12 protein-coding genes are annotated in these 12,139 nt (G+C 49.8%); 4 read left to right on the forward strand and 8 right to left on the reverse strand.

The window, feature by feature from the left end:
* Positions 1 to 30: 30 nt before the first annotated feature.
* On the reverse strand, positions 31 to 1,341 hold the full coding sequence (gene pabB / locus ACYVJM_RS08360; RefSeq protein WP_461147772.1) for an aminodeoxychorismate synthase component I: 1,311 nt from the start codon (positions 1,339 to 1,341) through the stop codon (positions 31 to 33).
* Between the two features lie 2 nt (positions 1,342 to 1,343).
* A complete protein-coding gene (locus ACYVJM_RS08365) occupies positions 1,344 to 2,360 on the reverse strand; it encodes an NYN domain-containing protein (protein ID WP_461147773.1) in 1,017 nt (338 codons plus the stop codon).
* 301 nt (positions 2,361 to 2,661) lie between these two features.
* Here ACYVJM_RS08365 and hisB point away from each other — a divergent pair, with 301 nt between their 5' ends.
* The 3 genes from hisB (at position 2,662) to ACYVJM_RS08380 (ending at position 5,662) form a co-directional block, all read left to right on the forward strand.
* Complete coding sequence (gene hisB, locus ACYVJM_RS08370) at positions 2,662 to 3,810, forward strand: bifunctional histidinol-phosphatase/imidazoleglycerol-phosphate dehydratase HisB (RefSeq protein WP_461147774.1); 1,149 nt, start codon at positions 2,662 to 2,664, stop codon at positions 3,808 to 3,810.
* A 286-nt stretch (positions 3,811 to 4,096) separates the two neighbouring features.
* A complete protein-coding gene (locus ACYVJM_RS08375) occupies positions 4,097 to 4,663 on the forward strand; it encodes a 1-acyl-sn-glycerol-3-phosphate acyltransferase (protein WP_461147775.1) in 567 nt (188 codons plus the stop codon).
* Between the two features lie 33 nt (positions 4,664 to 4,696).
* Positions 4,697 to 5,662, forward strand: coding sequence for a nitrilase family protein (locus ACYVJM_RS08380; RefSeq protein WP_461147776.1), 966 nt, complete (start codon positions 4,697 to 4,699; stop codon positions 5,660 to 5,662).
* Here the strand turns inward: ACYVJM_RS08380 and lpxB are convergent.
* Positions 5,659 to 6,795, reverse strand: a complete 1,137-nt coding sequence (lpxB, locus tag ACYVJM_RS08385) for a lipid-A-disaccharide synthase (RefSeq protein ID WP_461147777.1) — start codon at positions 6,793 to 6,795, stop codon at positions 5,659 to 5,661. The genes ACYVJM_RS08380 and lpxB overlap by 4 nt on opposite strands.
* A gap of 6 nt (positions 6,796 to 6,801) precedes the next feature.
* Positions 6,802 to 7,218: a 6-pyruvoyl trahydropterin synthase family protein gene (locus ACYVJM_RS08390; protein ID WP_461147778.1), complete on the reverse strand. Its 417-nt coding sequence runs from the start codon at positions 7,216 to 7,218 to the stop codon at positions 6,802 to 6,804.
* A 268-nt stretch (positions 7,219 to 7,486) separates the two neighbouring features.
* Here ACYVJM_RS08390 and rfaD point away from each other — a divergent pair, with 268 nt between their 5' ends.
* A complete protein-coding gene (gene rfaD, locus ACYVJM_RS08395) occupies positions 7,487 to 8,452 on the forward strand; it encodes an ADP-glyceromanno-heptose 6-epimerase (protein ID WP_461147779.1) in 966 nt (321 codons plus the stop codon).
* A gap of 77 nt (positions 8,453 to 8,529) precedes the next feature.
* Here rfaD and ACYVJM_RS08400 read toward each other — a convergent pair whose 3' ends face one another.
* The 4 genes from ACYVJM_RS08400 to ACYVJM_RS08415 are packed head-to-tail and all read right to left on the reverse strand — an operon-like array spanning position 8,530 to position 12,135.
* Positions 8,530 to 9,750, reverse strand: coding sequence for an MFS transporter (locus tag ACYVJM_RS08400; RefSeq protein WP_461147780.1), 1,221 nt, complete (start codon positions 9,748 to 9,750; stop codon positions 8,530 to 8,532).
* Positions 9,744 to 10,115: a DMT family protein gene (locus ACYVJM_RS08405; protein WP_461147781.1), complete on the reverse strand. Its 372-nt coding sequence runs from the start codon at positions 10,113 to 10,115 to the stop codon at positions 9,744 to 9,746. The genes ACYVJM_RS08400 and ACYVJM_RS08405 overlap by 7 nt, the downstream gene beginning before the upstream one ends.
* Positions 10,116 to 10,129: 14 nt before the next feature.
* On the reverse strand, positions 10,130 to 11,467 hold the full coding sequence (locus ACYVJM_RS08410) for a sensor histidine kinase (RefSeq protein WP_461147782.1): 1,338 nt from the start codon (positions 11,465 to 11,467) through the stop codon (positions 10,130 to 10,132).
* Positions 11,464 to 12,135 (reverse strand): response regulator transcription factor, encoded by a 672-nt coding sequence (locus ACYVJM_RS08415; RefSeq protein WP_461147783.1) that lies wholly within the window; start codon positions 12,133 to 12,135, stop codon positions 11,464 to 11,466. Before ACYVJM_RS08415 ends, ACYVJM_RS08410 begins: the two co-directional genes overlap by 4 nt.
* Positions 12,136 to 12,139: the final 4 nt, after the last annotated feature.

The following is a 12,139-nucleotide window of genomic DNA, read 5'->3' on the forward strand; positions in this document are numbered from 1 at the left end:
CAATTTAGGGAAAGGTAGATAATAAAGCGCTTACGACTCCAGCACTTGCCGAATAGCACTTGCTTTCAGTAGACATTCTTCCCATTCCCGCGCCGGATCGGCATCGTACGTTATGGCACTACCAACCGAAAAAGAAGCATACTGCCGTTGGGCATCGTACAGCAGTGTCCGAATCACCACACTAAAATCGAAATCACCATCGGGCGTTATAAAACCTACCGCACCGGAATAAACCCCTCTTCTACCAACTTCCAGTTCATCGATCAATTCCATAGCCCGAATTTTAGGGGCTCCCGTCATACTGCCCATCGGAAATGCATGCCGCAGCGCATCGGTCCACGAAACGCTATCCCGCAACGTGGCTGAAACGGTAGAAATCATCTGGTACACTTGCCGGAAGCCATAAATACCGAAAAGTTCATCTACCTGCACAGTACCGGTCACGGCACTTCGGGCAAGGTCGTTCCTGACCAGATCGACGATCATCAGGTTTTCGGCCCGCTCTTTTTCCGAATTAATAAGCTCACTGCGCAGGGCAGCATCTTCATCGGGGGTTTGTCCGCGCCGGATGGTGCCTTTGATAGGCTGGGTTATCAGGTGGTTACTCTCTTTTTTGAGGAATCGCTCGGGCGAGGCACCAATTAGGTACTGATCACCCAGCCTGATAAAATTCGAGAAAGGCATCGGCGACCGTTCATTTAGTGCCTGATAGGTTGCCAGCGGATCAAGTTGGATAGTCTCGGCGAAGAACTCGATGCAGTAATTCAGTTCGTACACATCACCGGCTATGATATGTTCTTTAATTCGGCGAACGGTAGCCTCGTACTCCGCTGGCGTAACGCGGCATTGAACGGCAGCGGGTATGTGTTGGGAGACGCTCGGGTACTGAGTGGACTCGTAAGCCGTTATCCTTTGGAGCAATTGATCAATATTCCCCTCTCCCCTGACAACGATGGTATTACCGGATGAGAAGTCAATTACCCATTCCGGCTCTACAAAGTAAACATCGGGCAACTCAATTCGGGGCGCATTCCGGCTGGTTAAGGCCTCCAGCTGGTTTTTTAGATCGTAACCAAAATACCCGACCAGAAATGATGGCTGTTCGCGGTGCGCTTTTTCCAGTGTTTGAAAGGCATCCCTTGCTGTCGTATCGGCAAAAGAGATGACCCGCTTCGCTCCGACGAACAGTCGATTTGGAAACGGGTCATGCGGATAAACGGTTTCGTTATTATTTAAAAAGGCAACAAAGCCATTTGTATGTGCTTCCTGACTGACGGCCCAGCTCAAAGCCTGCCAACGCCATGTCAGCGGGTTTTCAATCGGCACCTCAACAGCTTTCATTACTAGGGATGCAACAGACGAACGTCGATAGCAATATCTTTTCCTTCGGCATTGCGCCCAACGGTAAATTCAACCTCGTCGTCTACCTGTAATTCATTAAAATCAGTATCAATCAGACTCGTATAGTGGAAAAACAGGTTGTTGGGCGGGTAGTTGACGAAGCCATAACCCGTTTTCAAACTGCGAATCGTGCTGATTTTCCGACCTTCCGGATCGTCCATTCCATCCGCCAGATTATAATTGGGTTCGTCGGCTGGCAGGTAAGCTTCATCATAGGCATCGCCCGCACTGAGTCCGCCGAAGCTATTTCCGTTGCTGTACGTGCTACCATTTGCCGGAACCGTTGTAAACGTTGGCCGGGTTTGCTGCTTCACGAACAGATTTTGAATAACCATGTCGTTTCGGCGGCTACGGTCGTCAATCAGCCCGTGCATGCCAACCGGATACGAAACCTCCTCCAGTAAATCCTGTGAGGTACGGGTCACTTGTTTTTCGCCCTGCTCATTCAGAAATTCAAAATCCCAGCTAAGTACCATAATCCGGGAACCGAGCGTATTGAGTTTACGGATGAGCGGTACATAATCGCCGTCCGAAGTAATCAGCACGACCACATCAAATTTCTTGTACTGAGCCAGCTCAAATGCTTCGAGGGCCAGCCACACATCAATGCCCTTTTCCTGACGGTAACCTTGATACGTTTTTACAGGTAAATAATGGGTAACTACCCCCTCCGACATCAGAATATCGTCGAAAAGGCGGTCATAAAACAGCTGATTTCCACGCTGGTTAGCTTCATGAGCGTTGAGCCGCCCCCTAAAATAATGTGCGTCTACAATCTGGCATAAACGTTCATTTACGCCTTCCTCTTCGGCAACCTGCCGACGGATAAAAGCGTGCAACCCTGATATACTTATACGACTGCGACGTTCGTGAGAATAGTTATAATAATTGCTTACGTGTAAAAAATAATTTCCGTCATAAAATACCCCGATGCGGGTTAATCTGGATGCTGTTGGCATGTTATTAACTAAAATTTAGTACGTGTAATTTTTTATAAGAAATTCTTGAAGAGAGGGTTAGTCTTTCTACTGTTGTTTATGTGTGTCTATATAAACTATGTTTCCGTAATCAGTTTAACTTTATAGGTACTTGGTTAACAGAACAATAAAAAATATAGCCCAAATGTTTACATTAAATTATGATATGGATATTGATAGAAACGGTAAAAACAGCTATACAAGAACTCTAATGCAAAAGTAGTATATTTTCGTTTGTAATATGACCTGACTGTATCTTTGTGGTACTTCTCTTATCCGTATTATGCAAAAAATAGTATTTATTGACCGCGATGGAACGCTTATTGCCGAACCACAACCGGATCAACAGGTTGACTCGCTCGCTAAACTAGACTTCATTCCAAAAGCCATATCGGCTATGCGGAAAATTGCTGAAGAAACTGCTTATGAGCTGGTCATGGTCACCAACCAGGATGGTCTGGGCACTGAATCTTTTCCCGAAGATACATTCTGGCCAGCTCATAACAAAATGATGGACACGTTTGCCGGCGAAAATATCAACTTTGCGGCCGTACATATCGATCGACATTTCCCACGCGATAATTCATCTACCCGTAAGCCCGGTACGGGCATGTTAACGCAGTACTTTGAGGCTCCCTACGACCTCGCTAATAGCTTCGTTATTGGCGACCGGCTCACCGACGTACAACTGGCCGTCAACCTTGGCGCTAAGGCTATTTTGTTCCTGCCGCCCAATGGGTTGGCCGCTGTACAATCGGCTGATGTTAGCGGCTTAACCGAAGCCATGCAGCAGGCCATTGTTCTCCAAACCGGCGACTGGGATGAGATTTACGAATTTCTGCGCTTGCCAGCCCGCACTACCGTTGTTGAGCGGAATACAAAAGAGACACAAATCCGGGTGGAGTTAAACCTCGACGGGCGCGGCAAGGCCGATATTCATACCGGGCTTGGCTTTTTCGACCACATGCTCGATCAGGTGGCCAAACATTCCGGTGCTGACCTTACGATCCGGGTCAACGGCGATCTGCATATCGATGAACACCACACTATCGAAGACACGGCGCTGGCGTTGGGGGAAGCGTATCGACGGGCCCTTGGCGACAAACGGGGCATTAGCCGCTACGGGTTCCTGCTGCCAATGGATGAAGCCCTGGCGCAGGTAGGCATTGATTTTTCGGGGCGTCCCTGGCTGGTTTGGGATGCTGAATTTAAGCGGGAGAAAATCGGCGATATGCCAACCGAGATGTTCTACCACTTCTTCAAATCGTTTTCCGATACCGCCCTTTGCAATCTGAACATTAAAGTGGAAGGGGATAATGAGCACCATAAAATAGAGGCCATTTTCAAAGCATTTGCCAAAGCAATAAAAATGGCCGTTCGGCGCGATATCAACGAATTGGACAACCTTCCGAGCACGAAAGGGGTTTTATAATCAAAAACCTGGAAGGTCTTTGAGACCGTATAGGTTTAAAATCAAAAGCCTCTGTTATTTTTGCACCGGAATTCAACTGAACATCGATATGGATTTATCAACACCTTTGACACTTCTGTTTTACGCAGTACTACTAATCTCTGCGTTCATAACGGGCCGTTGGCTGGAGCGCAACGACCGGAAGTATTAATTCAGTGGTTAGTGCTTAGTAGTTAGTGACTAGTGGTCTGTACACGTACAACATTAGTTACTAGCTACTTTGTACTAACCACTAACTATTTAACATATGCTCAGTGCCTTTACCCGTTGGTTATTTAAAGTATGGGGTTGGCGGGTAACAGGCCCTATTCCAACTGTACCAAAAGCCATTTGGGTAGTGGCTCCACATAGTACCAACTGGGACTTCCTGGTTGGCCTGGGCATCCGCCCTACCATCCATATCTGGATTCAATACCTCGCCAAAAGTTCGCTGTTTACCTGGTACGCCGGCTGGTTATTCCGAGCGTTGGGTGGTAAACCTGTATATCGCGATAAGTCGCGTAACCTGGTTGACGCCACGGTGAATGTCTTCAACCAGAACGAGCAGCTCCACATCTGCATTGCGCCGGAAGGTACGCGCAGCAATGTCGATAAGCTGAAAACAGGCTTTTATTACATCGCCCTTAATGCAAATGTTCCCCTTATTCTGGTTGGCTTCGACTGGCCCCGCCGACTGGCGATTCTAAGTGAACCACTCTACGTTACAGGCGATTACGAAAAAGACATGCTTCCTTTCTATACGTTTTTCTCCCAGGTTCATGGCGTAAAGAAAGACTGGTTGACGCACTGGGAAGAAACGGGTGTAATTGCCTGAGTTTTCGTTCATCCTACCCTCATCGGCTACGTTATGCATAACCTTAAAGTGGCAACCGCCCAGTTCGAAAATGCCAGTGGCGACAAAGCGTATAACCTTGGCATTATAGACAGCCTTTCGGCCAGAGCCGCCCGGCAGGGCGCTCAAGTCATTGCGTTCCACGAATGTTCGATTACCGGCTATACGTTTGCCCGGCATTTATCCAAAGAGCAATTGCTGGAAGTTGCCGAGCGGATACCTGATGGCGACAGCATTCGGCAGCTTATCGAGATAGCCCGGAAAAATGACATTGTCATTCTGGCGGGGTTATTCGAAAAAGACGACCAGGATCAACTCTTCAAAGCGTATGTGTGCGTCGATAAAAACGGACTGGTCGCCAAGTATCGAAAACTGCACCCCTTTATCAACCCACATTTGCTACCCGGCAACGAGTACGTCGTCTTCGACCTGTATGGATGGAAATGTGGCATCTTGATCTGCTACGACAATAACGTCATTGAAAATGTGCGGGCTACGGCTTTGCTGGGAGCCGACATCATTTTCATGCCGCACGTCACGATGTTGACCCCTTCTACCCGGCCGGGAGCCGGTTTTGCCGATCCTGCTTTATGGCATAACCGACACAACGATCCAACGTCGGTACGACTGGAATTTGACGGCATGAAAGGGCGGGCATGGCTCATGAAGTGGCTTCCGGCACGAGCTTATGACAATGGCATCTATGCCGTTTTTGCCAATCCCATCGGCATGGACGACGACCAGCTGAAAAACGGCTGCTCCATGATTCTCGATCCGTTCGGCGATATACTGGCCGAATGCCGGGAGTTAGGTAACGACATAGCCATTGCGACCCTCACGCCCGAAAAGCTGGAGCAGGCGGGCGGCTACCGATACCGAAAAGCACGTCGACCGGATCTTTATCGGGATATTATCAGTCAGGCGCACAAACCTGAGCAAAAGGTGGTGTGGCTACACACCGATGATAACCCGCCTGCCTAATGGGTCAATGACCTTTCTTTAGTCAACTCTGCCACCATGAGTTGCCCTGCCCGTTGAGATGCCCCTGCCTCACCCATCTTTTTCTGGACCTCGGCATAGCCAGCCAACTGCGCAGCGCGTCCCGATTGACCCGGCAAGATACGCCGTAGTTCAGCAGCGATGCGCTCGACTGTGAGGTCGTTCTGAATCAGCTCCTTAACGACTTCGTGGTCGGCGATGAGATTGACGAGGGAGATGAAGGGAACGGCAATCAACCGTTTGGCGATAGCGTAGCTTATGCCCGTTGTTTTGTAGCAAACGACCTGTGGTATGTTCAGCAGGGCCGTTTCGAGGGTGGCGGTGCCCGATGTAACGAGTGCAGCGGTGGCTACATGCAGTAAATCGTAGGCCGCGTCGCTCACACAAATCACATTTGGGAAATTGGCCAGCAAGCCTTTGTACAGACTATCCGGTAAGTTACTCACAGTGCCCAGCACAAACTGGTATTCCGGAAACCGGCGGGTTGTCTCCAGCATGGCTGGCAGAATGGAGGTGATTTCCTGATGCCTACTTCCCGGCAGTAAGGCAATAACAGGGCGGTCTGTTAGCCCCTTTTCCCTAAGAAATGCCGGGTTGGGATGGAAGTCGGCGAGGGCGTCGAGGAGTGGGTTACCTACATACTCAACTTTATAGTCGTATTTGGCGAAAAACTCGGTTTCGAACGGAAGAATTGTGAACAGCTTATCGACGGATGTCTTGATCTTAAGCGCCCGCCGTTGATTCCAGGCCCATACTTTCGGCGATATGTAATAAAACACCCGAATCCCGTGTTTTTTGGCAAAACGGGCCATGCGCAGATTGAAACCCGCGTAATCGATCAGGATCAGCACATCAGGCCGATTGGCCAGTAAATCAGCCTGGCACTCGCGCATGATCCGGCGAATGGTACCCAGATTTTTTACCACCTCCAGAAACCCCATAAACGCCATTTCGCGGTAGTGCCGCACCAGAACCGCGCCCGCGGCTTCCATCTGCTCACCGCCATACGCCCGAAAGGTAGGTGCAGACGTGGTATCATACTGGCGAATCGCCCTGATCAGGTTGGCCCCGTGTAAATCGCCCGAGCGTTCGCCAGCAATGAGGTAGTAGTTCATGCGTGTTTACTCCCCAAAATAATCCACAAAATTTTTCGGGGTTTCGTAGAGCCGAAGCTGGTGCAGATGGGCATCTGTAACGGGTTCGAGCGCCCGTTCGAGAATCTTCCAGATTTCCATAATGAAGATTTCGCAACTAGCCATTTTGCCCTTCATGAAATCGACATCGAGGTTCAGGTTTTTGTGATCTACTTTTTCGATCACCTCCCGCCGGACAATATCCCCCAGTAGCTTCAAATCAATGACAAATCCGGTATCGGGATCGGGCTCACCCTTCACGGTTACGATTAATTCAAAATTGTGCCCATGCCAGTTAATGTTTGCACACGGGCCAAATACTTCCTTATTGCGCTCTTCAGACCAGGCGGGATTATATAGCCGGTGTGCTGCGTTGAAATGCTCGATTCTATTGATATATACCATTTTTCTGGTTTAGATGGGGCGGTTGCCAGAAACGCCGATTTGAAAATAGGCCACAAAGGTACGAACAGTTCCGGCTTGATAAAAGGACTAACTCTACCAACTAAAGAGTTATCAGGCAGTTGCCCCGAAATAAGAAAAATACAATTTAATCAGGAAATTCGCTATTCATTTGTCCATCTAAAAACGCGTATCTTTACAGCCACTTTTGCTTCATTTACGCTGATACCTATCCTATTATCACCACGAACACGTTTACGCCTACCTCTTTATGATTATTGTTACGGGAGCCGCCGGTTTTATTGGAAGCTGTTTGATCAGCAAGCTGAATCAGGAAAATTTCAATTTCATTATTGCCGTTGATGATTTCTCCTATCCTGATAAAGAAGCCAACTTAGCAGGAAAGCGGATTCAGGAACGAGTTGACCGGGAAGACTTTTTTGATTGGCTCGATCAGAATTACCACGAGGTAGAATTCCTGTTTCATATCGGTGCCCGTACCGATACAACCGAGTTCGATCGGCAAATATTTGAGCATTTGAATGTCGACTACTCCAAGCAAATCTGGAATCGATGTATTCAGTACCAGATACCACTCGTCTACGCTTCCTCAGCGGCTACCTATGGTCTCGGTGAGCTGGGCTATGACGATAATGAATCTCTGATTCCACAGCTAAAGCCGTTAAATCCTTATGGAGACTCAAAGAACGAGTTCGATATCTGGGCACTGGAGCAGGAGCGTAAACCATTTTTCTGGGCTGGCCTGAAATTCTTCAATGTGTACGGCCCCAACGAATACCATAAAGGCCGAATGGCGTCTGTGATTTTTCACACATTCAAGCAAATTGAAGCGTCCGGAAGTATGAAGTTATTCCGCTCGCACAATCCCGACTTTGCGGATGGTGAGCAAATGCGGGACTTCGTGTATGTGAAAGATGTTGTGGAGGTTTGCTCGTTTTTGATGCACCACCGGCGCAACTCCGGCATTTATAACCTCGGCAGCGGCAAGGCGCGAACCTTCCTCGACCTAGCCAAAAATACATTCCACGCGCTCGATCTGGAGCCCAATATCAGCTTTGTTGACACCCCCGCCGATATTCGCGACAAATATCAGTACTTCACGCAGGCCAACATGGCCAAACTCCGCTCCATCGGGTATGATCGCCCTTTCGCATCGCTCGAAGACGGCATCTCCGACTACGTAAAAAATTACCTGAGCAAAGGCGAATACATGTAAGTCCCGATCGTTGTTGTTGCTGGGGCCCGTAATTGTGTCTTCAAGAGAATCTTTGCTGACCTGGCTGACCCAAATGCCTATTCAGGTCTTGTTTCCGGCACTAAGAACCATAGGACTGCAAGGGCGCCAACAGCAATGCCTGCCAATGTCAGAAAAGCCGTATTGTAGCCTGCATGCTGCACAATGGCGCCAGCAAAAGCATTGCTCAGTGATGCCCCTAAACCGACTGCCGTAGCTATAGCGCCCTGCGTGGTGTTAAATAAACCACTTCCTCTCGTCAGGTCGGAGACGATTAGAATAGAGAGAACCCAAAAAATTCCGGCCCCTACCCCATCCAGAATCTGAATAGCTACCAGTAGCATGGGGGCATCGGTCATGGTGTACAAAAGCCCCCGGATGGGCAACACGGCAAAACCAATCAGTAGTAAGCGTTTACGCCCCTGAGGGGCCAGTCGGCCGGTTACATAACTAACCGGAATCATTACAACCTGCGCAACGATAATGCACGCCGACATGTAAGCCGACGAGGCTCCAGCATTGATTCCCTTTGCCAGACGCTGGCCCAGCAAGGGCAGCATAGCCGCATTGGCGAAATGGAACAACACACAGGCCAGCGCAAAAAACAGAACAGGACGATTGCCCAGTATGGCCTTCCAGCCTGACTTCGTTTCGCCCCCTGTTGCTGTCTCGCCATCTCCCCGAGCCAGATCATGATCAATATCGTTTTCACGAATTTGCCATACTGCCACGCTGCTGATGAGCGACATAGCAGCCAATAGCAGAAAAATACCTTCAGTGCTAACGTAGTAACCGATCAGCCCGGCCATGACAGCCGCGAATACGTTACCGGCATGGTTAAAGGTTTCGTTTCGCCCGATACGTTTGTCGAGCGGCTTATGCCCTACCAGTCCGAGTGTGATGGCAGCAACGACGGGCGTGAACCATGCAGAAGCTACACCCATCATGACCTGTCCGCCAATAACAACGCTGAAGGTAGGTATGGTTACGGTCAGCAAAGCCGCTGTTGCGATCAGAAGCGACGCCACAATGGAAAACAGACGCTTTTTTCGAGTTCGATCAACGAGAATACCGGCGGGTGTCTGGGCAAAAACAGTAGCCACGCCCATTACAGACATAGCCAGACCAATGTTTTGCGCTTCCCAATGGCGGCTTGTCAACAGATAAATGGCCAGATAAGGACCTAGCCCGTCCCGAACATCTGCCAGAAAAAAGTTGGCCCAGTCAAGCGCTTTCAGGCTTGACTGGCCTGGCCGACGCGTATCGGTTGACGTTACCACTTCTTGAAGATGAAGAATACGGCAATGACAATAAAGACAAAGCCGACGAGGTGATTCCAGGCCAGTTTATCGGTCTTAAAAAAATAGACGGTAATCAGCGTGAACACCGTGAGCGACACAGCCTCCTGAATGGTTTTTAGTTGAAAGAGTGTGAACGGTCCACCCGTTTCGTCCGATCCGATACGGTTGGCGGGTACCTGAAAAATGTACTCAAAAAATGCCAGCCCCCAACTCAGCATAATAATGCCGAAGAGCGATAGTTTCGCCAGCATCGGGTATTGTTTCAGTTGCAAATGGCCGTACCAGGCCAGCGTCATAAAGATGTTCGATAAAGTCAACAACAATACGCAATAAAGTCCTTTCATGGAATGATTTGTTCTTATGCTTCTAAATGCTGGTTTACAGTAGCAGGCAGGCTAAGCTCACTGGTAAATGTAAACGACTCCCACTCAAGACGTAACTTACCACCCAGCAACATTGTTAAGCGGTGGCTTATCCATAACCCCAGTCCGTGCCCCTCCTTGAGCGGGTCAGCCTGAAAATAAGGCTGCTCCAAACCAAGGGTGGGTCCACCCGCCCGTACTGTTTGATTCTGAACGCGAATTATCCAGCCGTATTCATACGCTACGCTTACATGAATGTAAGTACCAGATACTGCGTACTTTATCGCGTTTTCTAGCAGGTTCAACACAACATGTTCCAGCTTCACCGCATCCGTCAGGTAAGTTTCGTCTATTGGCTCGCCGAAATCAATCGTTGTTTTTATGTCGTATTCAGCCGCTAAAATCACCAACTGATTTAAGCATTTTTTAACCAGTTGCGGGATGTTCACCTCGCTTAATCGGAGTGTTTGTGCGGCATCTTCCGGACGGCTCAGGGTTAAAAACTCATCCAGCAACCGCGACAATCGGCTCACCTCGTCCAGCTGACCTGACAGAAAAGGCTTCAGCGATTTGTCGACCTGTTCGTTGCCAAGCGTCACCTCAAGCCCCGTTTTCATAATCGTGAGGGGTGTTCGTAGTTCATGCGCAGCAGCCCCGAAAAAGTTACGCTGCAAATCAACGTTTTCCCGAATTCGCCCCAGCATACGGTTCAGCGTATCGGTCAGTTGGTACAGCTCGTCTTTGGTTTTTGGCAAAGCAATTCGACTACTATCCGTGGCATTGCTGATGGTACTGGCCTGGTCAACGATTGCCTGAATGGGGCGTAACAACCAGCCAGCCACGCCATAGCCCCCAAGGAAAGCCAGCCCCAGACTCAGCAGCCAGCCGATGCCGAACACGAGCCGAAGACGGGTTATATCTTGTTGTAGATTGATATCCGGCACGGCCAGTGTGAGCAGAATACGCCCGTCGGGTGCCTGTTCAGTACTTACCTGACTCGTTATGGCACGGTAGGAATACGGACGCTCCTCAGTGTGACGACGCCGGTAACCCGGGCCGGGTTTATCCGGGAAACCGGGACTACTAAAGAGTTCACGAGTTTGCCCGTATCCCTGGTAAACCACCCGCATACGCTCCCGTTCGGTGGGGAGGGGCAGTATAACCGGATCAACACTAACCTGCGACAGCAGCCAGTCGGCCCGCGTCTGGGTTGTGCGGTCGAAGGCGATCTGTAAGCTCTTTTCGGCATGGTCCAGCATGAGCCAGCCCGTAAACAGACTTACGGCGGCAAATACCGCAGATACGGCCAACACGATGCGGCTGCGCAGGCTCATGCTGTTTTAAGCCGATACCCCCGGCCAATAAGCGTTTCAATCAGGCCGGACGTACCGATTGTATCGAGTTTCTTCCGCAGCTGGTAGATATGAACTTCGATCACATTACTGCCCATGTCGAAGTCCATCGCCCATATTTTTTCGGCTATTTCGTTCTTCGTAACCAGTTGCCCCGCCCGGCGCATCAGGAGTTCAAGCAAGGCGAACTCCCGATTGGTCAGGTCCAGACTTGCCTTATTTTTTAGCACCTCGTGCGAAACGAGCCGCATTTCGATATCGGCTACCCGAAGCACGACGTTATCGCCGGTGGTGCTCCGTCGTTGCAGCACCCGAATACGAGCCAGTAACTCATTGAAGTCGAATGGTTTCCGCAGGTAATCGACTGCACCCAGGTCGAGCCCCTGCACCACTTTTTCGGGATCACTCAGGGCCGACAGGATCATAACGGGAACGGTCAGCCCAAACGCCCGAAGGTTCTGAAGTACCTCAAACCCGGTTTGGCCGGGGAGCATCAGATCGAGTAGTACCAGGTCATATAACCCGCCCGCAATATTGTCGAGCCCTTCGGAGCCGGAGTGCGCTAAATCGGCTACATGGCCATGCTGCTCCAGCCCCTGTTTGATAAACCGGGCCAGTTTACGCTCATCTTCGATAACCAGAATTTTCAACTTA

The sequence above is a fragment of the Spirosoma pulveris genome (genome assembly GCF_054781875.1).